The sequence below is a fragment of the Paenibacillus sp. Marseille-Q4541 genome, from assembly GCF_018310695.1.
Classification (GTDB): Bacteria; Bacillota; Bacilli; order Paenibacillales; family Paenibacillaceae; genus Paenibacillus.
On sequence record NZ_JAGXCY010000002.1, the window covers coordinates 85957 to 111023 of the forward strand.

A 25067-nucleotide genomic window follows, 5' to 3' on the forward strand; every position below is an offset into this window, starting at 1 on the left:
TCCTGACTATTTCCTATTTATTTAGATAGTGAATATTCTTCTAAAATGGCATCAATTGTTCTCTTTGCATGCACAGCAATCGCTTGATCCTTATCTTTATAAGTGATTAACGCTTTCCATAACGCCCAGCCTCTTGCTCTATTCCAAGTACCCTTATCACAACCAAGTGAATGATAGAAGGTTGTTCTATTTTCCTGGTCGAAGAATGTCCATGCTATTGCATAGTCACAAGATGGATCTCCAATGCCAAGGACGCCAAAGTCGATTACCGCACAGAGTTTTCCGTCTTTCACAAGAAGATTTCCAGGTGCTATATCTCCATGGACCCATACACTATCCTTTTGCCACTTGGACTCTAAAGCGATGGACCAAATTTCCTTTAATTTATCTGTTGGTAACTCTGTCTTAAGCATCTCAAGAGCCGTTTGTGTTTCTTTATCATAAACAGACAACAGGCCACCTCTATAGAAGTTGTGCTTCCCAGCCACAGGGCCGCCTGAAGTATCAATTGCTTGTAATTCAAGTAGAAACTTTGCCAAGTCATTCGCAAACCGATTTAAATCGTTAACCCTGTCATAGTGAACCGTTTCTCCTTCAATCCATTCATTAATAGACCAAGGATAGGGATAATCCAGCGTAGGTTCCCCTTTTTCTAATGGTGTGGATATTGGCAAAGTGAGATGTGGCCGCAGTTTGGGTAGCCAATGTAATTCTTTATCAACCTGCGGAGCATAATGGGCTTCACTCGGCATCCTGACCGTCATACGATCTCCTAAGTGAAAGGTTCGGTTATCATGACCGCTCTTCTCAACAGGTTTAATCGGCAGATCAGACCATTTAGCAAACTGCGCATTTATCAGCTTTCGTACTAATTCAGCATTAATATCGACCATCATTATTTCTCCTTTTATATACATATTTTACGAGATTTGACCATCATAGCCTCTAATTAAACATTACTGAGCATTACACCACTCATTGAAAAATTGTGCTACAGATTTATATCTATCATCTCGATTTGGTCTGACAGCCCTCAGTGCAACATCGTATAAATCCAGGCTCCCTTCCCATTTCGAAAAAGAACGATCAAGTTCTCCACCGATCAGGCTAAAGGCCATGGCTCCCATATTAAATACATTTGTAATTTCATCAATCGTAGCACCAAGTTCGAACTCCTCAGGAGACATAAATCTCGATGAACCCCAAAGTCTTCCCATTTCATTAATAAACGGTTTCTTCTGATATACGTCAATATCACATATTTTTGTTGTATTCGAATGGAAGTCATATAGAATGCTCCCATCATAAAAATCAATTGCAACGTAGCCCTTTTTCTCAACATTCACATGAAATGAAAATAGGCTGTTAAGTGATTGTAATCGTAACTCTATCGGTAATTGTCGATGACGATAAAATGGAGAACGTGGATCATTGTATTTTGCTGGAGGTGGAAATGACCAGTGAGGATGCAGACATTCCCCGTTAAACCACTCAAATACTAGCGCGTATCCATCCTCTATCTCATAATGATCCGTTAATCTGATTACATGTTCATGAGATAAATCTTTATAGATAGGTACAGCTTGTTTTAAGCGGATGACAGCTTCCCTAGGGTCTCCCGAATATTCTAATGTCTGAGCTCCTGCATATTTAACAAATTTCTTAGTTCCGCCCTGTTGTATACCGAATGAGATATTTCCTGAATCTTGTTTATCAAAAACTCGAAAAACAGTGCCCATTTCTTTTAACCATTCGAAATTTTTATTTTTCTTTAATTGAAATGACACTTGGTCTAGGTTGACCATTATTGGATCATTCATGAGGTCCCTCCACATTTTCGATTACAATAGGTATTCACTTTTTATTCATTCTACCTATTACAAATTTGTCTTTACCGCATGCACAATTAGTGACACAAAGCCTAATTCCGTTCCTTGATCTCTATGATCAAACCGTAATGAACGATAAATGAACCCCATCTCTGGATTCCACTCCTTATAATGGAATTGTCCATCTTCATCGCAAAACTCAAGTAAGTTCACCTTAAATCCTGCTTCCTCGAACATGCTGCTTAACGTTTTATAGTTATGTACGATCTTGTGACTGGTAGCCTGATAATCTTTGGGACCAGGTCCCCGATTTTCACTACATTTTGAATTCCTATATAAACTTCTATTAAAAGCTTGTTACGGATCGTGATTTTTACTTAATTAACCTTCACACCCTCAAAATCCTCTATCTTTGAAGAAACAGCCTATTCCTGCTGTTCTTCGGTTCATAAATTGAAATAATTATCAATTCACTATTCAGATCCCTCTATTCTCTATATCATGAAAATAAGAAAAGTGATTCTGAAATATAAATGTATAAAATGAGTAAAACAAACAAAAGTTTAAAGTATAGTTTATGATTTGCGATTCAGAAAGGGGCATCGAATGGCATCTGTAGAAATTGAAGACATCCGTAAGCAATTACCCAATTGGGTCAAGGCGAGTGTGCCATATGCTTCCAGTGGCAAAGTCGCCTCCTATATTCCCGAGTTATCAAAAGCACCTTATGATGCCTTAGGTATTACCCTTCTCAACACCAATGGAGAATTTGCTTCTGCTGGAAGTTGCGAGATGAATTTTACCATGCAAAGTATTTCCAAAGTATTTACACTAGTACTCGCTCTAATGGACAATGGAGAAGAAGAAGTTTTCAGTAAAGTCGGTATGGAACCTACGGGAGATAATTTCAACTCTATGCTTAAACTTGAACTGGTTCGACCTGGCATCCCCTTCAATCCACTCATTAACGCGGGAGCGATTACGGTATCTTCCTTAATTCATGGTAGCAGCCAAGAAGAAAAATCGGAGAGAATTCTTCATTTTTTCAAAGAACTTGCAGGTAATGACAATCTGAAGTGCGACACAGATGTCTTTCGTTCCGAATTAGATACCGGTCATTTGAACCGATCGATTGCATACTTTTTAAAGGGAAACGGGGTTCTTAGTGGCAACGTGGAAGAAGTTCTCGATATATACTTCCGCCATTGTTCGATAGTAGTCAATTGCGCAGATTTGGCCCGCATGTCATTAGTTCTCGCTTGCGACGGCACAGATCCCTTAACAGGCAAAGTACTGATACCTCGAAGATTTGTCCAAATCGCGAAGACATTCATGACGACATGTGGAATGTACAATGCTTCAGGAGAATTTGCCATTCAGGTTGGTTTACCTGCCAAAAGCGGTGTATCTGGCGGCGTACTGGCTCTTGTTCCAGGTCGTTATGGTATCGGCGTGGTAGGTCCTGCTCTCAACGACAAAGGGAATAGTCAGGCAGGAGTGTACTTGCTCGAGACCCTCTCGAGGGAAGTGAATTGGAGTATGTTCTAGCAAAAAAAATCCGCATTTTTAAAATGCGGATTTTTTGTATTAGTTAGCTGCATAAAAAGTTTATATGTTTTCCTGTTTTAATGCATCAATAATGTTTTCTTTTTTCACTTTTGAACTGGAGTACAGCATAGCTGCACTTACGATGCAAAAAACACCAACGATGACGTACACTATACTCACCCAAGGCAGTGAGAATCCAAAGGAAAAGCTGTTCATCATGGATCTGTGGATCAAATACATCACGACTACACTAATTGGAAGTCCGTATAGCAGTGACTTTATTCCATAAAAAATACTTTCATAGTTTATCATTTTATTAAATCCCTTTGGTGTCATCCCCATCGATTTCAGCATAGCAAACTCTCGCTTCCGCAGTGATATACTGGTTGAAATCGTGTTGAAGATATTGGCTACCGATATCGAGGTAATTAACACAATAAAACCATAAGTGAAAATTGACATTAACATGACCATTTGTTCTTCTTGTTGTCTATTTTGATACACATTAAATACATAGACATTTCTCTCTTTCATTTCCTCAATGGACTGCTGTGTCGCCAATGGATCTGTACTATTCAAGTAGAGATTATTTTGAATATCTTTACTCATTTCGTCATTCGTTAGTTGATCCAAAACTTGTTCAGAGACAATGAGGTTGATTCCACCAATCATAGCAGAATGAACGCCCATAGGAAGTTGATCTGTTGTAGTTACGACTTCTACAGGGTTCAAATTCGTCTCTTTATTTGTATCCCAATCTGTATAGATCAAATCGATCGTTTGTCCAACCTTCGTATGAATCGCCTTCGTTTCAACATATTTCCCTGCTGCCTCATCTTCATAGGTGCTCGTATCAACCACAATCGCAGCATATTTCTTCGGGTCGATCAGCTGTTCATAATCTGCCCCAACCGATTTTGCATAGGCTCTCATTGCCTTTTCATCTAACGCATTAATTTGAACATAGTAAGGATATTTTCCGTCTTTTAGAATACTGTTATCTATCTGTATCGACTCTTTCAATTCTGCAGCTATATCTGCTTCATCAATCCAGGAGTTCACACTCAGTATTTTGACCCTACTCGTTTCGGTGACGTTAGGTAAGTTAGATATCGATTTAGTTAGCTGATTAATCTTTCCATTGTTCTGATTGTCCATGAGGACTTGGATATCGTAATTCACGCCACTTTGCGAAAGATCAATTGACCTTTTCATATTAGAAGTAAAAGAGGTCACTGCTAAAAACAGAACAATGCTAATCACAAGTGAAAAAACAGTAGCTTGATATCTTCGTTTATTTCTCTTTAAGTTCTTAAGTCCAATTTCAGCTTCGAATCCGAATATTTTACGAATCAGCTTCGAAGTTTTTACCGCTTTACCAGTAAGTTTTACATCCGTTGTCTGCCGAATCGCATCAATTGCAGAGATTTTCGAAGCTTTTCTCGCAGGAATATAGGTTGATATGAAAATGGTCAGCATGGATACAGCGATAGCGATGAGTAGAGAAAATGGTGTAACTACCAAAGTTAAATGTTCTGTAATTCCTAATACGTCTTGAATCATCGAGTTAATAAACATGAAGGTAATTCCTATTCCTACGATCCCGCAAATGATGCCAATAGGAATGCTTAATACGCCGATCACCATTCCCTCAAAAAACACTGAGTTTCTTTTCTGTCTTTTCGTTGCACCCACACTGGACAGCATACCTAAATGACGTGCTCGCTCTGAGACAGAAATAGCAAACGCATTGTAGATTAAGGATACCGAGCCAATAATAATAACCACCATAATGATCGTTGACAATGAGAGTAGCGTATTGCGTAACCCATCATTATTCGTCACTCCATAATAACGTAACAAACTGCTATTAAATGAAACGGTCTCGATGTTATGTTTCTTTGCTAATTGTTCTGCATGTTCGTATAAGGAACTTGTCACCTTATTTAAAACAACAGAGACTGTGAATTTATCCTCCGCTGACATCAAACTTTGATCCACATAACTAAGGACGGTGTATCCTGGAGACCATGTAGGTTCCCATGTCGGCCGTTTGATAATACCTACAACTGTGTATGTTGCAGTTTCTTGATTGATCAGCTTCTCAGTGACTTGATCATCTACGATACGTAATCGTTCCGTCTGAGTCAGTATCTGTTCATTACCTTCATGATCCTTCGTGAAACGTTCGCCAACCTCGAGGGTTAAAGAATCACCGATCTTATAAGCTACTTTCGCGTTCGAAGCAATCTCTTCGGAGATCACCACTTCATTGTTTGTTTGCGGGAGTCTCCCCTCAATTAGTTCAATGGGAAAATTCTGAAAACCTTGATTATTATACTCCTTAATAAACAAATACGGTTTATTGTCATTCTGACTCCCTTTTAATGGAGCATAGCCAAGATCATTTGAAATCACGAACGCTTTTGTATCATCATCCGCTCTGATCGCTTCAAGCTGAGCTTTATTTACATCCTTATATTGGACATGCCATTCGCCATTCGTTGAAATACTCTGCTTCTTCATTAATTCCATAAAAGAAACACCAAGTGTTGCAACTGCCGTAACCATGGCTACGGAAATAATGACCCCAATAATGGTCACCAGCGTTCTTCGTTTATTTTGCTTCAAATGCCTTATCGTTAATTTATTGACAATGTTCACGGACGAATCACCTCATCTTTAGCGACCCTTCCATCTTCAATAGTAATGACTCTATCCGCTTGTAGTGCAATCCGTTCATCATGAGTAATTACGATCAGTGTCTGATTATAGGTTTTATTAAACATTTTTAATAAATCTATAATATCACTGCTGTTCTTACTATCTAGATTACCGGTAGGTTCATCAGCGAGCATGATTGAAGGATTACTGATCAGCGCTCTACCGATCGATACTCTTTGCTGTTGGCCGCCCGACAGCTGATTCGGAAGATGATGTAAACGATTTTCTAGATTTAACAGCTTTACCGTATCCGCAAACTGCTTCTGATCCACTTTATGTTCATCAAGTAGCAACGGAAGTGTAATATTTTCTTCTACTGTCAGCACCGGTATCAAGTTATAGAACTGATAAATGAGACCGATTTGTCTGCGCCTAAAGATCGCGAGCTGTGTTTCATCTAAGTTGTAAATGTCCGTGTTATCTATGAAAACTTTGCCACTCGTCGGCCGATCTACGCCGCCGAGCAAGTGAAGCATGGTCGATTTTCCGGAGCCGGAGGGTCCAATAATTGCGACGAACTCGCCTTTTTTAATTGTAAAAGAAACATCATCGAGCGCTTTAACCGCGGTTTCGCCTTTCCCATATGTTTTAGACAGATGTTCAATCTTTAAAATATCCATTGTAAGACCTCCATTTGGTGATGAGATCAGTATATCTGTCTACCATGACTCTCAAGTGACTCTTAAGTGACATTCTAGTCACTTCATGATTTTGTATTTTATATCACCGTTTATATGACTTGCTTATAAAGTTTAATATGAAACTCAGTGCCCTGTCCGCTCTCACTCTTTACATCAATCGTCCCATTCTGCCCTGTAATAATGCTTTGCGATAATGCAAGTCCAATACCCACACTGTCTTCGCTAGCATGCTTCCCTTTATAGAATCGTTTGAAAATATAAGGAATATCTTCTTTCGGAATTCCCTTGCCATTATCAGCAATGATCATCTCCGTAAAAAGCGCATTCTCAGAAAAAGAAATCGTGATCTCTCCACCGATCGGTGTATGATCCACACTATTTTTTAGAATATTGATGATCGCTTCGGCCGTCCAATTCAGGTCGCCAACGAACGTTGAGGTGTCATCCCCGTTAATCATAATTTTTTGATCCTTAATATCCATAGGAATCAGCATGGGGTCCAATGATTTTTGGATCAGTTCATTCACCTGAATTCGATCTTTCTTGAATTGTATCGTTCCTGCATCTATTTTGGAGAACTTTAATAAAGCAGACACAAGCCATCCTATACGTTCAAGTTGAATGCTAATATTCCGAGTGAATTCCATTCTTTTCTCTACATTCAGTTCGGGGTCACTTAATAAATCCGCCATTACGGTCATGGAAGTAAGCGGTGTTTTGAGCTGATGAGAGATATCGGAGATTGCATTGGTGAGTTTTACTTTATCTTCTTGCAAAAGGGATCTTTGTTCCGATAACATGAGTGTCACCTTATAAATGTCGTTCTTCAGAATGCTAAGCTCACCTTCCTGATTATCACGGACATCAAGCGAATAGTTTCCACTAGAAATTTGCCGCAGATAACTGGAGAGCTTCTCTATTTGCCTATATCTATGTCGGGTAAATAATAAACTGCTACCGACCAGTAGAACGCAAGTAACAAAGGTAAGCACCACCGCACCTAGCGAAATCATATTAGCTGCGCTGATCGCTACAAGACTGATCGATATCAACGTGAGCAGCAACATTTTAATTTCTCTATTTCGAAGCAAGCTAATCACCCACCTTATATCCTAAACCACGCACGGTCTTAATTAGTGTAGGCTCTTGCGGATGATCCTCTAACTTTTCCCTTAACCTTTTGATATAAACGGATAATGTATTATCATTCACGAATTCGCCTGCTACATCCCAGATCCGCTCAAGCAGCTGATTTCTTGAAAGGACTTGTCCAACATGATTCGCAAAGATGAGTAGTAACCGGTACTCTAGTGCCGTCAGCAGTACTTCATCCCCATTTTTATACACTTTTCCTTCCAGCGTATTAATCCGGATCTGGTCCATTTCGATAATGGATTGTGTCTGCGTTTGTTTCTGATATCGGCGTAAAACAGATTTGATACGCGAGAGCAACTCCCGAATTCGGAATGGTTTCGTAATGTAATCATCTGCTCCCATATCGAGTCCCATCACAACATTGACTTCATCATCGATCGCCGTTAAAAAAATAACGGGAATATCACTTCGCTCTTTCACGATTTTACACAGTTCATATCCGCTTCCATCGGGAAGAGTTAGGTCAAAAATACATAAGGTAAGCCCCGTTAGCTGCTCATGTAATACCGTTTTGGCAGAAGTAGCATCATGACAAAGAATGGTTTGAAAGTGATCTTGCTGCAACGAATATTCAAGTCCTGATGCGATGGTTCTATCGTCCTCCACAAGTAAAATCTTCATTTGATAATCATCCTAACTTTAAATTAGTCCAAAACGTTCCGATGATCATTCTCTCATAATTGCAGATATATACCAAATTGCATATTAAGAAGTATTGGCTCCTTACCAATAAATTTACTCCCGCGTATATACAGTGGTTTTCCGAGTGAAAAGGATATACAATAGCACTAATATGGAAAACATTACATAATAACTGATTGTTTATTTGTATGAACGGCAGTAACAATAGAGGAGGTTACTTTTGGGAAATATACATTCTTACTTTAAAATCACATCATTCATGTTTGTTCTCTTGATCCTAGTATCATGTAGTCAAAAAATGGATCAAGACTACTTTGATTCATTGGTGAACGCGATGCAAGAATCGAGCATCCGGCTAGAAACAAATGAGCCTACCATTAATACCACTGCCTTTGCCTATACTCCTGAAGAGAATCGGTTTTACCTAGGAATAACTTTTAAAGAGAATCAAGTTCCATCCTCCCAACAACAAAAAGCCATGTACGAAAAGTTTTTATCTGAAGCAGCAGGAGCTACTTCCATTACGAATTGGAAAGAAGCTCTACAAACTTATAATGTTACTTTTGAACAATTACTCCCGGATAACAAGAGAAAGACACTCGCAGTAAAACAAGAAAACTCACAAATCATTGAAATTAAAAACTAAAGAAATCAAAAAAGCTGTTGTCATCATGACAACAGCTTCACTTTAGCATTATTTCTTTCGCACAGCCTCAAACGTAATCATTTGACCTGCTTCAGAAGGTTTCTTCTCGTAATCATAATCAGCTGAGCACTTCAATTCACAGAAACCAATATCCTCTAAGACAAATGTAAATTCCTCTATCCCATACCAACGTAACGCGAATCGCTGCAACTCACTTTGAATCAATTGGCCTTTTCTCCATTTCTCATATTTAATATGAGATACGGTATTTTGACGAAGCCAATCGATTTCAGTAGATTTACTTTCCATTGTAATCCCATCTCCATCCGGCAGCGAAAAAACGGAAGTTGAAACTTCACCTGTTCTCCAGTCATTCGGTAAAATGAGATCAACAATCAGCCGTCCGCCTGGAACAAGATGATCGTAAAAACACTTTAATGCTGCCAGTGAATCTTCCCGCTTTTCGATCAAGCAGAAAGAACCAGTAGGGATAATAATCGCCTCATAATGAAACGGTAAGGAAAAATCCTGCAACTCACCTTCATATAAATTAGGATGGAGTCCTCTTTCATCACAGTTCTTACGACAAGAACTCAACATTTCAGGAGAGTAGTCAATTCCATCAACCGTGTGTCCAGTCTCAAGGAGTGGAATAAGTACACGTCCCGTGCCAACTGCGGCTTCAAGAATCCGTCCGTGACAATTTTTTAATCGTTCCTGATAATATTCAATATCCCCATCCAAAGAATACCCCACAGGTTTTGTAAGATTATAGACCTCTGTACAAAGAGCACTGTAATAACTAAACATAAACTACATTCCTCCGTTTTTATGTACGGAAGATGTGTACAATATTAACCCTTCCGTACCTTCATTTTTAATCTTTGGCTTGGATTAACAGAGCAGACTGTCATAGCAAATCACTCGCTTTCTGAAATGGATAAAAAGATTGTATACTGCACATTTTTACTAAGCAAGATATTTTCCACTAAATTAAAATAAAAAAATCGTATCTGAGCCTACATACCTCAGATACGACTAACGAGTATATTTTCCTCATACTTGATCGATAAATAAAAGGTTTCGATAAATATACTTTGTGGATTTATACTTAAAAGTCAGGGATATTCCTGCTCCCTCTAAATCCATGTTTACCGAAATAAGTGCTGGAGTTCGAACTAGAGAACGAACCATACACCTTACGAGTTTTTCATTCCGATTGCTCACTGCCTTCGATAATTTCATTGCAAAATCACGATTCATCGCAAGCTTACAGTAGAATGGCAGCACGGCGCGAGCTATGCCACGGTGTACCTTGGTTTGAAACGTAAACCGAGCTGTTCCTGGAATAATGGTAGTGCCATTGGAAAATTCCAATTGAGGATTCATAACTGGAAAACCAACAAAATACCCGATGCCATTAGAACCGATGGATAACCCCTTCGCCTTAGGAGAAACCTTCGTTAACAATCTTACCATCTCATCCAGATCTGTTGTGACAACAGCTTTGCTCCATCGTTGCGCATATTTTCTGTTGAACGCAATCGCTCGATAAAAAGGGATCATAATTCTAGCAGTATTTTGCAGCACCCGTGTCGGTACAAATCCTTGCACATTTTGTTGGAGTTTCTTCTTTCCCATAGGCATATCCCCCTGAATGTACTAGGTTGATCTTACCTATAGTCTATGTATCCATAACCAAGCTGACTGGGCTGAAGTAAACAAATAATAAACCAATTTGTTTCTTTTATACTGTATTAGACTGACATCACATACTGATCTCTTGAATTAACCGAGGAAGCCACTCTTCCAGCGAGTCAAACTCAAACCCCGCCTTTTGTGCAAGTTTGGTATTCATATACCAAGGGGCTGAAATCCCGAATGGGGAAGCGTGCTCTTTCTCTGTATCGGACTGAATACGCGCCTTCTTTCCTGTTGCCTGTTCAATGAGATGAATTAACCTTTCGAGTTGAACTGTACCGTTTGAGGCTGCGTTAACTGGACCTGTAATGTCGCTATCCTTTAACCACCCCAGAAAACGTGCCGCTTCCGAGGAATGGATAAACCCGAGATCTGCCTTTACATTGGGTATACCTATCGGTAATTCCTGCTGTACATGTTCAACATGGAAATGAAGACGCTTCGTGTAATCATGCGGACCTAATACGATCGGGAAGCGGACACATACTACAGGGAATGAGGCTTTTTGCATAAACACTGCTTCAGCTTGTCTTTTCCCTTCCTGGTAACTGACTTGATCTTTTCCTTTATATTCGACCGGATAGGTATAAGGATCAAAATCTTTTTCCTTAAAACCACCCTCACCCTGCTCTCCTGCCTCATAGACGGAAAGACTTGAAGTGAAAATATATCGTTTGACTCCTTCAAAATGTTGTACTGCTTTCTGTGCATCTTCGGCGGAGTAGCAAATGTTATCGTATACGACATCCCAGTTCTCCAGCTTAGCAGCAAGTGCCAAAGCATTATCATCTTCTCGATCCAGAATGAGATGCTTCACTTCCGGTCCGAACGGAAACGGATTGTTCCCTCTGCTAGCAACCGTGATTTCTACATCACTTTGATCTAGCAAAAACTCCACCAGAGATTTACCGAAAAAACGGGTTCCACCAAACACTAATACCTTATCACTCATAACTTATCCCTCCCAAATCCTAATTTATATTAAATCCCAAGACTGACCACTACTCTATTAGTAAACGATGAAATGAGCTAAAAAGATACGTACAAGACTATTTTTTTATCCCTGTGCATATTTAAAATTTGGAAAACAAATGATAACAGATATTGGAGTTCGTCTGGAGGGTATTCGAGTGAATGTATTGCAAAAGTTAAACCATCATTTTAATAACAACGCAGATTACTTTAATGTGAATATTACATTGAAAGGGACTCGTGTGCATTTAATTGGACTCACTTCTTTGGTGGATCTGCCAAGAACAATAACCTTACTCAAACTGCAGACCACAGAAATGGATGAGGTAAAAACAAACGCGCCTTCATTGCTGAATCCAACAAATCACAAAACGAATTTCGATATAGATTCCCTTATATCAAGCATCCTCCTGGGAAACGTACTTATTTGTGATCCTGTGAGCAATACTTACAATACTTTTAACCCGATTAAGAAGGAAGTAACCCGGTCCATTGAAGGACCCATCACAGAAAATGCACTGTTTGGCTCAGGTAGTTCTTTCCTCGAAGATGTTCATACGAATGTAGGAATTCTTCGTAAACATGTAACTGATCCTTATCTAAAGGTTCAGTCTTTCTCGGTAGGAACGAACCAGCCAAAGACACTGATTTTAGTTTACATTGAAAATCGGGTAAAGCCGGAACTGCTCAAAAATATACAGACGAAAATAGAAGCTGGATTATCCCAAAATGTAGATCACCTGCAGCATTTACAAAAGATGATTCATTCCTCTTCCTGGACATTTTTACCGAAATTCAATTCAACGGAACTTCCTCAAAACGCGGCCCAAGCTTTAAATCAAGGAAAAGCAATTCTTATGTTAGACCGATTTCCATTAGCTTTGATTCTTCCAAGTCTAATCGGTGATATGTTCTGTTTGACAGATGATCACAATTATTCATTGCCCTTTATGATTCTGATTCGGACTCTCAGGGTTATGGGAGTACTCATTGCAGTCCTTATTCCTGGACTTTATGTTGCCCTTGTATCTGTTAATCCAGAGGTATTGAGATTTGAACTTGCCCTTTCGGTGGCGAATAGTAGACAAGGTGTTCCTTACCCTGCCTTAGTTGAAACCTTGTTACTCATCATCGTTCTAGAGCTCATTTTGGAAGCCAGTGTACGTTTACCAAAAAGTGTCGGACCTACAATTACGATGGTGGGCGGAATTATCCTTGGACAAGCTGCTGTTACAGCGAAACTAGTCAGCAGTCTGCTCATCATTATTCTAGCCGGCACAACCATTGCCTCCTCAACTGTAGTGGGCTTTGAAAATACGATTGCGATAAGGGCCTTTAAATATTTATTAATTGGTCTCGCCGCTATTTACGGAATGTTAGGCATTCTTGCAGGTATTGTCTTGATCTGTACCTATATGGGAAGTCAGACCAGCTTAGGGGTTCCCTATCTGTCATTGCCTAAAATCAATCAAAGGAATGGACGTTAAATGGATAGAAAGGGTTTTCCAGCCGCAGTCCTATATGTGATTTGCCAATTGGGCCTTGTCTTCTTTCTATACCCAGCCGATTTGATCGGAAGTATGGAAACAGGTCATTCCCTTGGGATTTTACTAGGAATACTCGTACACTTTCTTATGATCACGATCTATATAAAAGGATTGAATCTTGCTAAACGTAAAGATGTTCTCGAAATCTTTTCTAACACGAGTCGAATTTTAGCTTGGATTTGTTTACTGCCTGTCTTTTTTTACACTGCATCTGCGTTCATCATTACTATTCGAGCTTATTCAGAAATGCTGATCCTTGTATTTTTACCCAATACTCCCGTCTGGGCCATCTTGCTCTTACTCATCACCATATCTTGCATTATCGTTTTGCAAGGGATACAGAGCATGGCCAGAACAGCTCTGCTTGCAGGTGTATTATTTATCCTGCCAATCGTGTTTGTACTTTGCTTATCTTTTCAAAATGCAGATTGGCGCTTTGCGCTGCCACTTGTCGACCGTTATCAAACTTTTTTCGTGAGTGATAACCTGTATCAGACGAGTTTATCCGTCTTTGCTGGTGGCTTTTTGTTTTTGGGTTTTCTTCCATCTTCAATGGACATCCGTATTCGTAAAATTTGGTACGTAAACCTGCTCATGCTACCCATGTACTTCTTGTCTGTATATCTCCCCTTACTGACTTTTGGGCAGGCTTCCGCCAAACTTTATGAATTTCCTGTCCTTATGACTATTGATACGTTAAATATTACTTGGTTAATGTTTGACCGAGCTACGATCTTTTTCCTGCTTAGTATAGTAGGCTTAGCCATACTATTTATGGGTATATGTCTGTGGATGCTGGGAGTGATGATGAAACGTGCTATCCCACTGATCCCCACCTCGTATATCATTGTCGGTTTGACTGTAGTCTTATTCTGTATCTCTGTTGCAATTCCGAACTGGGTATATTTACGAAATTTCCAAACCTATCTTGCCCCGCTAAGACTCTACGTTCTGTTAGGCGTCCCACTGTTGACGCTTTGGCTCGGCTTAAGATTGAAGCGCAAAAACAGTCGTAAAACGAATCGTAAGACAGAGGTGATATAATTTGAACTCTCACTTAAAAATACGCTCTTCATTACGACGGATTGCCATCCTCATCCTCGTTTTCCCTCTGCTTAGCGGCTGCTGGGATATTAAAGATATTAATCACAGGTCCCTGCCGGTCATGATGGGAATATCATTAACAGATGAGCATAAATACAAAGTGTTTCTAGATATCCCTTCTACAGGAGAAACAGGTTCCGTCAACATTGTTTCGGAAACAGGCGAAACGATCAATGACATTATAGACCGAATTAGTATGAATATGGAGTCCCAAGTCGATCTACTACATCTGAAAATTATTCTAGTGGATAAAAGTTTTGCACAAGATGGAATGGATGACATTATCTCTGGATTCATGCGTTCAAGGAACATTTCTTCCAAAACACTCCTTGTCATCAGTGATGAAAGTTTGGATGATTTTTTTGGTATAATTGCAAATAAACCGGAACAAACCGGAAATTCAATTTACGATTTTTTCGAGAAAAATGCAGGTTGGAATCCCCAAATGACAGATACACGGATCTGGCAAGTTTTCCGTAGTATTCATTCTTACACTAGAGACGTAGTCGTACCTATCGTTCGAGCAGGCAAGTCGACAAACTTCACTTATCTAGGTTCTGCCATCATCAAAAACGGGAAAATGCAGGGACAACTCACAGCGCCGGAGACGTTGATGACAAATGCCTATTATGGGGAAAGTGTTCATGGCAAGATCGAAGTCATGGATGAAGCTACGGTTCAGATCATGAGCAATGAATTATCACATAAAACTTGGATGAAGGACGATCAGCCTTTTATACGCAGTTCCATGAAATTAAAAGTGACCATATTAGAGACCAAAGGCCATCCCAGCGAAGAAGATATCAAAAAAAACCTAGAAAAAATGCTAAAGCTGCGTCTCAAAAATGTTTTGCAAAAATCGATAGCGAATGAAGCTGACATTTTGGCGATTGGACAGCTGTTCAGGACACAACTTCCCCGTGCTGAATTAAGAAAGTGGAGAGAAAAATATTATCCTCATCTGGATTATGAACTTGAGGTAAAGACAATTATTGAGAATAGAGGAAATCTCAAATCCCTATAATAAAAAAGCAGAGAGAATTAGTTGCATTCCCTCTGCTTACGATCTAATTGTATTTAGTTAGGATCTATCGTCTAGACAACTCTTTTCCGTTGATCGCCCGACTCTTTGAGTCCAGGAATCCGCTCATCTTTTCTAGCTCGAAGAGACAGAAGGAAACATAAGAACAGGACGATACCAGCAGAAACGTAAGGGAAGTTCAGATTAACATCAAACAGAACACCGGCAACAACGGGACCTAAAATATTCCCCATGCTTGTAAATGCCGAGTTGAGACCTGCCACGTAACCTTGTTGCTCCATAGCCATTTTGGACATCTGCGTACTGATCGTCGGCCTAAGAATATCAATGGCCAGAAATACGATAAATGTAACGAGCAGAATCATCCAATACTCGTGAACAAAGAGCGTAAGGACGATGAAAAGTCCTGCCATGAATAAACAGAAGGAAACGACGTTCTTCTCACCAAACTTGTTCAGAATCCAACCAAATACCGTAATCTGAACAACAGCACCTGCAATGGATCCAAACGTAATAATAATAGCTATATCTTTTGCGCTAAAACCGAATTTATGATCTACAAACAATCCAAATACGGTTTCGTAATTCGCAAGTCCAAATGATGCCACGAGTACTATAATGAGTGCAAGAAAATAAGGTTCACGATAAGAATAGGCAAGCTGGGTAAACAGGTTTTGTTTCGGTAACTTTACAGCTTCTTTTTGCTGTTCCAATTGTGGCTTAGATTCCGGCAGAACTAGCATAGTGATGATTGCCGCCACCGTACCAGCCACAGCTGCTGCATAAAAAGGAACCCTGATCCCAAACTCAGCGATAAATCCACCGATTCCAGGTCCAATAATAAATCCTGTAGTAATCGCAGCATTGATGAATCCCATTCCTTTACCGCGTTCTTCACCTGTAGTTACATCTGCCGTATAAGCCATTACCGCTGGCATGATGAGTGCAGCTCCAATACCGCCAAGCATTCTAGCCGCAAACAGGAAAAATGGAGTATTACTAAGTCCAAACATAAGCTCGGATACGGCAAAAACGAGCATACCAATGACGATAATTTTTTTACGGCCCCAAGTATCTGAGAGCCTTCCCGCCAGAGGCGAGAAAAGCAGTTGTGTAAATGAAAATGCAGCAACAAGAAGACCTACTACACTTCCACTGATATGCAGTACATCCATATAGGTTGGCATAATCGGAACGACAAGTCCTATCCCCATGAATACCAGAAAGATGTTTAGCATGAGCAGCAGTATAGCTCCTCTGTTCCTTAACATTAAAGACATATTTCTTATCCTCCATCATGTAAAATCATACGTTGTTAACTTTCTATTATTGTTTGCTTTTCTTGATTACTTGATTAATTTTTTCCATTGTATTCGTCATATGAACTAGATCTTCTATTTCAATTTTGGAATAATATTTCTCAATCATTTGAGCATCAATTTCTTCTAGTGTCGCAATAAACTGTTTTCCTTTTTCACCTAGGACAATAAAAGATTCCCGTCTGTTATCTTGGTTCACAATCTTCGTGATCATCTCTTGCTGCTCTAGCTTCGTCAGTACTTGGCTCACGGCACTTTTCGTAATATCAAATTCATGAGCAATTTGTGCTGCAGTCAATCGATCACGACTGGATATATAAATCAGGACGACTTCCTGTTGAGAAGTGAGATGAAAATCATCCAATTCTTTGACTTCTTTCGTAATAAGTACATTAAACTCATCAAGCATCCGATTCATATTCTTTACTACTTTTCGATACTCATTCAAAAGCATTCTCATCTCCCTTCCGTTAGTTTAGTTAACTTAACTAAATCATATTATATCCCGAAGCGGTTACTTGTCAACTCCTGTTGATACGTAATGTTTGGATAGATACGTGGGTTGAATGAATGATGTAATACGTAGATAGATGCTGGATTGGATTTTATTGTTTTGAATTTTTCATACGTTGAAATAAGATAATATTTGTTAGTTACTCCAGTATCATATTGTTATTGCTAAAAAACAGGTTTGTCATAATGACAAACCTGTTTATCGTTCTATTGTGAACTTTTCATCATCTTAATTTATTAGTTCATTTCGTTCGAAGACTTTTAGGGCGTAAATCAGTCCAATTTGCCTCAATGTATTGCTGACATGAGCTTCGGCTCTCCGTACCATACACAATCATCCATCCCCCTGGCACTTCGATTTCTTCCGGCCACATAGAATACTGTTCCTCTTCGTTCATCAGGACAACAAAATTACCGTTCGGACGATCAAGCAGATTTGCCACCTTATTCACTCCTTTTATATTATCGTTAATACCGTTTAGTACACTCGGCTAGACTGTAAATGATAACGAAGTTTTTCGGCAACGATGGGTCCCATCTCGGATAATGGAATTGGCTGACACATATCTTTATGCCGACAATGAATATTGTGTTTTTCCATCTTTCCTTTCATGTAAGGCTTCCACGCATCGGGTGAAATGGGTTCAAACCAATCCGGAATAATCGTGGATCTGAAAAATAATACATCCCCCTGATATTGACCTGGCTTGTATTCCCCGAGAAGTCGTACCGAATTCACATAGGTTTCTTTCAAATTGAGTATCGTTTCCTCCGTTAGACTGGCTATTGCACTGCCGTCCCTTTTAAGGATTTCCATTGCTCCTGCCATCGTCAGTTTCTCATCGATCATATCCGGATCATACCCACCCAGAGCCAAAAGGGCGATTAAAGCTTCCTCTTCGTCTGGGCCTTTCCCTAGCGGCAGAAAATGTCCAGGATAGGCATCAAACATACACAATAATGCTACCTCTTCCCCTTGCGATTCCAATAATACGGCCATGGCGTGGGCAACATTCCCTCCAAGGGACCAACCGAGTAGATGATAAGGTCCATGAGGCTGAATCTCTCTAATGAGCTGAGTATATCCCTCAGCCATTTCCTCAAGTGTAGAAGGAAGCGTTGTTTTCTGGCCTATTCCTTTAGCCTGAAGACCATAGAGAGGAATATCAGAAGGAAGTGATTTCATAAGTCCCGCATAACACCAGCTCAGTCCACCTGCTGGATGAATGCAAAATAACGGGTTTCCCTCTCCTTTTTTTCGAAGCGGCAGCAAGGAATCTAGCGCATTTTGCTCTCCCCCCGTTTCCAGTCGTTCATACAGAGCTGCAACTGTTGGGGCTTCAAACAAAATTCCAATATTTAGCTCGGCACCAAGTGAATCCCGAATACGGCTCATGAGCTGGGCTGCTAGTAGCGAATGCCCGCCAAGATCGAAAAATCCATCATGGATCCCCACTCTGTCCACAGAGAGAACTTCAGCAAAAAGATCACAAAGCACTTCTTCCTGAGGGTTTCTTGGACCTTGATAATGATGCGATGTCCCATACTCAGGGGCGGGTAATTTGTTTCGATCTAGTTTACCGTTATTGGTTAACGGGAGTTCGTTCATAACAACACAGGCCGATGGAATCATATAATCCGGAAGGTTACGGGCTGCATGCCGTTTCAACTCAGCCAGTTCAGGATGAGCACCAAGTGCAGGGACAAGGTAAGCAACGAGACGTTTATCTCCTGGGTTGTCTTCTCGAGCAATTACAGCAGCCTGTTCTATGGAAGGATGATGAATCAGAACACTTTCAATCTCACCCAGTTCAATTCGGAATCCGCGAATCTTTACCTGCTGATCTGCTCTCCCCATATAATGAAGTGTTCCATCATGATTCTTTCTTGCAAGATCTCCGGTACGGTACATCCTGCCTCCTGCAAAAGGATTGGCGATAAACCGCTCTGCTGTCAGTACCGGTTTGCCTAAGTAACCTCGAGCAAGTCCTGCTCCGGCTACATACATCTCCCCTGTTACTCCTACAGGTACAGGTTGTAAATAATCATCAAGGACGTATACCCTAAGATCTTTGATTGCCTCTCCTATGTTACTTGAGGCTTCTCTTTCCGCATCGATTTGTCTTAACGCCTTATAAGTGACATGGACTGTTGTTTCCGTTATTCCATACATGTTGACGAGTGTGGGCGCATGGTCCGGATGTCTTGCATACCAAGAATCCAATCTTGAAATTTCCAGTGCCTCACCGCCAAAAATAACATAACGAAGCTGTATACTCGCTGACGAATCCGGCATATCCTGATCTGCTTGCATCAACTGATAAAAAGCAGATGGCGTCTGATTAAGCACCGTCACTCTCTCGCGAACAAGCAGTTCTAAAAAGTCGGCAGGAGAACGCCGAATGAGATCAGGAACGATAACGAGCTTTCCACCATACAGTAAGGCACCCCATATTTCCCATACCGAAAAGTCAAAAGCATAGGAGTGAAAGAGTGTCCAGACATCCCTTTCATTAAACTGATAGTCTTGTTCTGTCGTTCGAAGAAGCCTGACTACATTCTGATGAGGAATGATAACTCCTTTCGGTTGACCCGTTGATCCAGAAGTATAGATAATGTAAGCACTGTTTTGTGAATGAAGCTTATCCTTCTTTCCATCTACAGAATCACTATCCATGTATAAATTTGCTGCGGATTCATCACCTAACTCGTCCATAGTAGCCCGGTTATCTAGAACAAGGATCTCCGTTCCGCTAGCTATGTTGCTGAACTGAGTCAGATGCTCCTGCATTGTAATTAAGCAAACGGGCTTCGCGTCTAGCATCATATAATCAATTCGCTCTGCAGGGTATGCTGGATCAAGAGGTAGATACACTCCTCCAGACTTGATTATCGCCAGAATAGATACGATCATATCAACCGATCTGGATATCGCGAGTGCAACTACTTTCTCAGGACCTACCCCTGCACGAACCAGAAGGCGGGCCAGTTGATTGGCTCTCTCGTTCAGTTCCTGATAAGTAACATTCTCCTGATCAAAAGTCACCGCAATGTTTCGTGGTGTCTCCTTCACCTGATTCTCAAACCATTCAGCAAGGGTCGACTCTTGTATCTCTTGTCCAGCCCCGCCCCCTTGATGAAGTAGAGACTGTTTCTCTTCCTCATTCATAATCGGAATGTAGTCAATCAACTGATCAGGTCTTTTGACTGCATGTTCTAACAGAAGAATATAACGATCCGCCATTTTTTGAACGGTATCTTCAGAATAGAGATCTTTACTGAATTCTAGAAATCCTCGGATACCATCTGGTGAACCAGAATCCGTACGATATTCTCTCAATTCTAGCGTTAGATCAAACTTAGAAGAATCGGTGTGTGCCAGTTCAAGCTTTGTCTCAATACCTGATAATGATAGTTTAGGTTCCTCTGTATTTTGAAAAGCAAACATGATTTGAAACAAAGGATGTCTTGATTTTAATCGTGGCGGATTCAATTGTTGTGTGAGCCGCTCAAAAGGAATATCCTGATGCTTGTACGCCGCAAGATCTGTTTCACGAACCCGCTCAATAAGTTCCCTAAATGTTGGATTTCCTGATGTATCGGTTCGGACAACAAGCGTATTCACAAACAAGCCTATTATATCGCTAAGCTGATCATCGTTTCGTCCAGCAACCGGTGTACCAAGCGGAATATCGTGCCCTGCACCTAACCGGCTTAACAAAGCTGTAAACCCAGCTTGCAGGACCATGAATAGGCTGCTTTTGCAATCTTTTGCAAGGAAATCAAGTTGTTCATGCAAATCTTTACTGAATTCCAGCGATACGATTCCTCCCTGGAAGCTGGGACTCGCTGGTCTTGGGAAGTCTTTCATGATGGGAAGTTCTTCGGGTAGATCAGCTAATTGACGAGTCCAGTACTGTAATTGCTCCTCCAAATACGCCTCAGATTCCCCAGTTGTTTCAAGCCAGCGTTCCTGCCACAATGCGTAATCCGCATATTGAACAGGAAGGGATTTGTATACAGGAACCTCTCCTCTACATCGCGCTTCATAGGCGAAGGACAAATCCTCAGCAAGTGGTGTCAAAGACCACCCATCTCCGGCGATATGATGCAAGAGTAGAACCAAAACACTTTTTTCAGGATGAATGACCAACAAATCAGCACGAATAGCAGGTTCCTTAGATAATGAAAAAGAATATCGAATGACTTCCTTCACTTTAGCCTCTATTTCATCTAGTGAAATCTCTGTCACTGTAAACGGAATCGAAACGTCGTTTGGATCAAGTATGAATTGCTTTGCTGTGCCGCTATTTTCAGGGAAAATTGTCCGAAGCGACTCATGCCTAAAAGCCAAATCATTCATGGCCATTTTCAGTGCTTCCACCTGCAAGAGACCCTGGGTTTCAATTACAAGTGGAATATTATAGGCACTGTTCGGCCCTTCCAGACGATCAAGAAACCACAGTCGTTTTTGAGCAAAGGATAACGGAATCTCACTTGGTCTTTCTTCCCGCTTGATAGCTGGGCGAGCATGAGTAACATCATCTAATTTCTTAGCGAGTTTTGCTACCGTTGGTGCCTCAAACAGATCTGCTAATGACAAGTCCTTAGTAAAAACACCGCGTATACGCATGGATAACCGCGCCGCAAGTAAGGAATGTCCGCCTAAATCAAAGAAATTATCATCGATTCCCACTCTTGGCAGCTGTAGTATATCTGCAAACAACTCACATAAAAGTTCTTCTTGTGGTGTTCTCGCTAGCCGCAATGACGTTAGAGAAGCAAAGTTTGGATCAGGCAGCGCTTTTCGGTCCAGCTTTGCATTGGGGGTCAGCGGAAGTTCATTCATGAACATGATTGCAGCGGGAATCATATAATCTGGCAATCGTTCTCCAGCATAACTGCGCAGCTCGGAGGACGTAACTGAGACGCTTTCTTGGTCCAAGACAACATAAGCAACAAGTCTGCTTTCACCTGATTCGTCTGTTTTTGATATAACAGCTGCCTGCGCTAAACTAGGATGCTGCATAAGGATGGACTCAATCTCCCCTAGTTCGATCCGATAACCGCGAATTTTGACTTGATGATCACTTCGTCCCGCATACTGCAGCGTTCCATCTGGAAGCCATCTAGCCAAATCCCCAGTATCATACATCCTAGTTCCTTTTGAACAAAAAGGGTTCGCGATAAACCGTTCTGCCGTAAGGGAATAACGATTCAAATATCCTCGCGCAAGTCCTTTTCCAGCAATATATAAATTTCCAATCATACCCACAGGTACAGGATCGAACCGTTCATTTAGTACATAGACTTCGGTATTCAGGATCGGCCTACCGATGACTGGTATCGATTTTTCCGAGACATGAATCGGCATTGCTGTAGACCAAATCGTTGTCTCCGTAGGTCCGTATAAATTCACTACTTTACAATCCAGTCTTCCTAACTCTTGAAGTAGCTCGTTTGATAACGCTTCGCCTCCGGTCAGCACTCTTATACCTCGCACAGCGGCTGAATTGAAACGCACAAGGGATTGCCAGAGTGTTGGTGTTGCCTGAATCGTTGTTATATTGGAATTTAACATGAGTTCACCGAATAATTCCGGGTCTTGAACTGTTTTTCGGGGTGCGATCACAACACTTGCGCCTTGCAGCAAGGGAAGATAAAGTTCTAGAGCTGCGATATCAAAAGAAACCGTCGTAACGGCCAGAAGCTGGTCTGCCTCCTCCATCGGGACAAGTTCCTGCATCGACATCAGAAAATTGGTAAGCGCCAGATGATGAATGACCACCCCTTTTGGCTTTCCTGTAGAGCCGGAGGTGTAGATAACATAGGCCGGGTGAGACAGTGATATGTGCTCCGTTCTTTCTTGATCGGTGATATCTTCCTCAGAGTATTGTTTCAACTCTCTTATCATCTCAGGTCCATTAAGTGACATATTATAGACACGATCAGGAATAAATTTCTGCTCCTTCATGCCTTCTTCTGTCAGAACAATAATAGGCTGTGCATCTTCGAACATAAATTCGAGTCGCTCTTGAGGAAATTCAGGATCAAGTGGCAGATAAGCAGCTCCTGATTTCATGACTGCAAGCAAAGCAATCAGGAGGTCCTCCGACCTCCCCATCATAATGGCAACGATACGTTCCGGACCCGCACCATGCTTGATCAAGTGTCTCGCAAGCCTGTTCGCCTTGTGATCCACTTCTTCATAGCTCATTTTTACGTTGTTATAAGTAACTGCTGTGCGCTTACAGCAACATTCCGCTTGTCTCTCCCACAAACTTGTTAGGTGAATTTCAACTCCCTCTTTATACGTATCATTCCAAGAAGTAACGAGTTTTTCTCGCTCTCCAGGAAGAAAGAGGGATACATTTGATATTCGTTGCTCCGGTTCCCTCGCCATTCGTTCCAAAAATATAGAAAGTCTTCGTAAATGTATCTCTAACTCTTCTTCACTGTATAATATCGGGTTCGCATCTACATTCAGTGTAAGATCTCTGCCATCTGCCGTTCCATAGATATGAAAAGAGAGATCTTCCGTGGGTCCTGAACTAATATTGTGAATAGTGCCTGATGTTGTGTCCCCCCAAGGTAGAATTGAAGAAAATGGCATAATATTAAGAAGTGGACCGAACAATTTCCTCTGATTCCATCCGAGACCGAGTTCTCTCCTTAGCTCTTCATGCCGGTAAGATTGATGTTTCTTGATTTCCCTTGTTTCTTCTAAAACGTTTCTTACAATCTCGCTGCAGCTCATCTTCGACTGCATACTTACTTGAAGAGGAATGATGTTCATCATCATTCCTGGATAATTGTATGAAGCTGCGCCCGACCTGTTCATTACTGGCAAACCAAAACTAATCTTTTCTTTTCCCGTATAAAGGTACATGTATCCTGATATTCCGGCGATAAGCACCTCCGTCCAGTTCGCTCTCAACTTCTTGGCTGCGGCTATCAACTGATCACATAAATTCTCTTCGAAGGAGAACGACTTGCGAATCACATAATTCGAGGAACCCGCTGTACGGTCTGCTAATGTAGGTACTTCTATGTCTGGAGTGCATCGGCTCAGCCAAAATGAGCGATCCACTTCTTTACGTCCACTGCTTTGATACAGATCTTCTACTTCAAGAACGTTCTGGATGGAGCTAAATCTACAGTCCGGGACTGGCTTTCCTTGCGACCGTGCTGTATAAATCTCAGCGGCTCTTCGCATAAGAAGAGAGACACCGTAACCATCGGTCACAATATGATGCATTCGTTGATACCAGTAATATCTGTTATGACCTACAATGAACAAAACTTCTTTATACATTGGCCCTTCCTGAAGCTGAACTGGTGTACGAATGTCCATTTGCATCCAGTTTTGTGCAGATCCATGAGGATTGGTAAGTTCCGATACATCGATAATTTCTATTTCAGAAGGATGTGATAATTCATACGGGACCTGGTATGGTCCCTCTTCTCTTTCTTCAAAGAGCAGAGGGACTGTTTTTGCTTCCAACAACATTTGCTGAACAGCTTCCTTGAATAGTTCCACATCCAGATGCCCTCGAATGTCAACATACTCAGCGGTATTATATATTGGATTTTTAGGATCCAGCTGCTGAGCATACCATATGCCTGACTGGGCTTCTGTGAGAGGATAGCCAAATAATGATGAATGGTTCGTCATTTACGTTGC

Annotated in this window: 18 protein-coding genes and 1 pseudogene; 5 read left to right on the forward strand and 14 right to left on the reverse strand. The window is 40.9% G+C overall.

Annotation, left to right across the window (positions count from 1 at the left end; genetic code table 11):
* Positions 1-17: 17 nt before the first annotated feature.
* The 3 genes and pseudogenes from KFT32_RS03100 to KFT32_RS03110 all read right to left on the reverse strand — a co-directional run.
* Entirely contained in the window at positions 18-893 is an 876-nt protein-coding gene (locus tag KFT32_RS03100) for an aminoglycoside phosphotransferase family protein (protein ID WP_211746000.1), read from the reverse strand.
* A gap of 63 nt (positions 894-956) precedes the next feature.
* Positions 957-1820, reverse strand: a complete 864-nt coding sequence (locus KFT32_RS03105) for a protein kinase family protein (RefSeq protein WP_211745666.1) — start codon at positions 1818-1820, stop codon at positions 957-959.
* 57 nt (positions 1821-1877) lie between these two features.
* Positions 1878-2135 (reverse strand): annotated as a pseudogene (locus tag KFT32_RS03110) (class I SAM-dependent methyltransferase); the annotation flags it as partial.
* Positions 2136-2435: 300 nt separating this feature from the next.
* Here KFT32_RS03110 and glsA point away from each other — a divergent pair.
* Positions 2436-3377 (forward strand): glutaminase A, encoded by a 942-nt coding sequence (gene glsA, locus KFT32_RS03115; RefSeq protein WP_211745667.1) that lies wholly within the window; start codon positions 2436-2438, stop codon positions 3375-3377.
* Between the two features lie 60 nt (positions 3378-3437).
* Here the strand turns inward: glsA and KFT32_RS03120 are convergent, their stop codons facing one another.
* From KFT32_RS03120 to KFT32_RS03135, 4 genes are all read right to left on the reverse strand, one after another.
* Positions 3438-6041: an ABC transporter permease gene (locus tag KFT32_RS03120; protein ID WP_211745668.1), complete on the reverse strand. Its 2604-nt coding sequence runs from the start codon at positions 6039-6041 to the stop codon at positions 3438-3440.
* Complete coding sequence (locus KFT32_RS03125; protein ID WP_211745669.1) at positions 6038-6721, reverse strand: ABC transporter ATP-binding protein; 684 nt, start codon at positions 6719-6721, stop codon at positions 6038-6040. Before KFT32_RS03125 ends, KFT32_RS03120 begins: the two co-directional genes overlap by 4 nt.
* A 110-nt stretch (positions 6722-6831) precedes the next feature.
* The gene (locus tag KFT32_RS03130; protein WP_211745670.1) at positions 6832-7833 is read right to left on the reverse strand and encodes a sensor histidine kinase; all 1002 of its coding nucleotides are present in this window, start codon (positions 7831-7833) and stop codon (positions 6832-6834) included.
* Between the two features lies 1 nt (position 7834).
* Positions 7835-8518 carry a response regulator transcription factor gene (locus KFT32_RS03135; RefSeq protein WP_211745671.1) on the reverse strand — a complete coding sequence of 228 codons (684 nt, stop codon included), beginning with the start codon at positions 8516-8518 and terminating at the stop codon, positions 7835-7837.
* Between the two features lie 241 nt (positions 8519-8759).
* On the opposite strand from KFT32_RS03135, the gene KFT32_RS03140 reads away from it, so the two are divergent.
* Positions 8760-9185, forward strand: coding sequence for a hypothetical protein (locus KFT32_RS03140; RefSeq protein ID WP_211745672.1), 426 nt, complete (start codon positions 8760-8762; stop codon positions 9183-9185).
* Positions 9186-9233: 48 nt separating this feature from the next.
* Here KFT32_RS03140 and KFT32_RS03145 read toward each other — a convergent pair whose 3' ends face one another.
* The 3 genes from KFT32_RS03145 to KFT32_RS03155 all read right to left on the reverse strand — a co-directional run bounded on the left by KFT32_RS03145 (position 9234) and on the right by KFT32_RS03155 (position 11838).
* Positions 9234-9995, reverse strand: a complete 762-nt coding sequence (locus KFT32_RS03145; RefSeq protein ID WP_211745673.1) for a class I SAM-dependent methyltransferase — start codon at positions 9993-9995, stop codon at positions 9234-9236.
* A 246-nt stretch (positions 9996-10241) separates the two neighbouring features.
* Positions 10242-10826: a hypothetical protein gene (locus KFT32_RS03150; protein WP_211745674.1), complete on the reverse strand. Its 585-nt coding sequence runs from the start codon at positions 10824-10826 to the stop codon at positions 10242-10244.
* A 127-nt stretch (positions 10827-10953) separates the two neighbouring features.
* Positions 10954-11838, reverse strand: a complete 885-nt coding sequence (locus KFT32_RS03155) for an NAD-dependent epimerase/dehydratase family protein (protein WP_211745675.1) — start codon at positions 11836-11838, stop codon at positions 10954-10956.
* A gap of 178 nt (positions 11839-12016) precedes the next feature.
* Between KFT32_RS03155 and KFT32_RS03160 the strand changes: the two genes are divergently transcribed.
* From KFT32_RS03160 to KFT32_RS03170, 3 genes are read left to right on the forward strand one after another with little or no spacing between them, the layout of a single operon-like run.
* Entirely contained in the window at positions 12017-13345 is a 1329-nt protein-coding gene (locus KFT32_RS03160) for a spore germination protein (RefSeq protein WP_349304847.1), read from the forward strand.
* Positions 13346-14449: a GerAB/ArcD/ProY family transporter gene (locus KFT32_RS03165; RefSeq protein ID WP_211745677.1), complete on the forward strand. Its 1104-nt coding sequence runs from the start codon at positions 13346-13348 to the stop codon at positions 14447-14449.
* 1 nt (position 14450) lies between these two features.
* The gene (locus KFT32_RS03170; protein ID WP_211745678.1) at positions 14451-15533 is read left to right on the forward strand and encodes a Ger(x)C family spore germination protein; all 1083 of its coding nucleotides are present in this window, start codon (positions 14451-14453) and stop codon (positions 15531-15533) included.
* A gap of 71 nt (positions 15534-15604) precedes the next feature.
* Here KFT32_RS03170 and KFT32_RS03175 read toward each other — a convergent pair whose 3' ends face one another.
* The 4 genes from KFT32_RS03175 to KFT32_RS03190 form a co-directional block, all read right to left on the reverse strand.
* Positions 15605-16831, reverse strand: a complete 1227-nt coding sequence (locus tag KFT32_RS03175) for an MFS transporter (RefSeq protein WP_211745679.1) — start codon at positions 16829-16831, stop codon at positions 15605-15607.
* 46 nt (positions 16832-16877) lie between these two features.
* Complete coding sequence (locus KFT32_RS03180; RefSeq protein ID WP_211745680.1) at positions 16878-17324, reverse strand: MarR family winged helix-turn-helix transcriptional regulator; 447 nt, start codon at positions 17322-17324, stop codon at positions 16878-16880.
* 301 nt (positions 17325-17625) lie between these two features.
* Positions 17626-17826, reverse strand: a complete 201-nt coding sequence (locus KFT32_RS03185) for an MbtH family protein (protein ID WP_211745681.1) — start codon at positions 17824-17826, stop codon at positions 17626-17628.
* 35 nt (positions 17827-17861) lie between these two features.
* Positions 17862-25058, reverse strand: a complete 7197-nt coding sequence (locus tag KFT32_RS03190) for an amino acid adenylation domain-containing protein (RefSeq protein WP_211745682.1) — start codon at positions 25056-25058, stop codon at positions 17862-17864.
* Positions 25059-25067 lie beyond the last annotated feature (9 nt).

What these genes read in the sequence shown, in the direction of transcription:
- KFT32_RS03100 (WP_211746000.1), bottom strand. Translation starts at nt 893, where the DNA reads ATGGTCGATATTAATGCTGAATTAGTACGAAAGCTGATAAATGCGCAG.
- KFT32_RS03105 (WP_211745666.1), bottom strand. Translation starts at nt 1,820, where the DNA reads ATGAATGATCCAATAATGGTCAACCTAGACCAAGTGTCATTTCAATTA.
- glsA (WP_211745667.1), top strand. Translation starts at nt 2,436, where the DNA reads ATGGCATCTGTAGAAATTGAAGACATCCGTAAGCAATTACCCAATTGG.
- KFT32_RS03125 (WP_211745669.1), bottom strand. Translation starts at nt 6,721, where the DNA reads ATGGATATTTTAAAGATTGAACATCTGTCTAAAACATATGGGAAAGGC.
- KFT32_RS03135 (WP_211745671.1), bottom strand. Translation starts at nt 8,518, where the DNA reads ATGAAGATTTTACTTGTGGAGGACGATAGAACCATCGCATCAGGACTT.
- KFT32_RS03145 (WP_211745673.1), bottom strand. Translation starts at nt 9,995, where the DNA reads ATGTTTAGTTATTACAGTGCTCTTTGTACAGAGGTCTATAATCTTACA.
- KFT32_RS03150 (WP_211745674.1), bottom strand. Translation starts at nt 10,826, where the DNA reads ATGGGAAAGAAGAAACTCCAACAAAATGTGCAAGGATTTGTACCGACA.
- KFT32_RS03155 (WP_211745675.1), bottom strand. Translation starts at nt 11,838, where the DNA reads ATGAGTGATAAGGTATTAGTGTTTGGTGGAACCCGTTTTTTCGGTAAA.
- KFT32_RS03165 (WP_211745677.1), top strand. Translation starts at nt 13,346, where the DNA reads ATGGATAGAAAGGGTTTTCCAGCCGCAGTCCTATATGTGATTTGCCAA.
- KFT32_RS03175 (WP_211745679.1), bottom strand. Translation starts at nt 16,831, where the DNA reads ATGTCTTTAATGTTAAGGAACAGAGGAGCTATACTGCTGCTCATGCTA.
- KFT32_RS03180 (WP_211745680.1), bottom strand. Translation starts at nt 17,324, where the DNA reads ATGCTTTTGAATGAGTATCGAAAAGTAGTAAAGAATATGAATCGGATG.
- KFT32_RS03190 (WP_211745682.1), bottom strand. Translation starts at nt 25,058, where the DNA reads ATGACGAACCATTCATCATTATTTGGCTATCCTCTCACAGAAGCCCAG.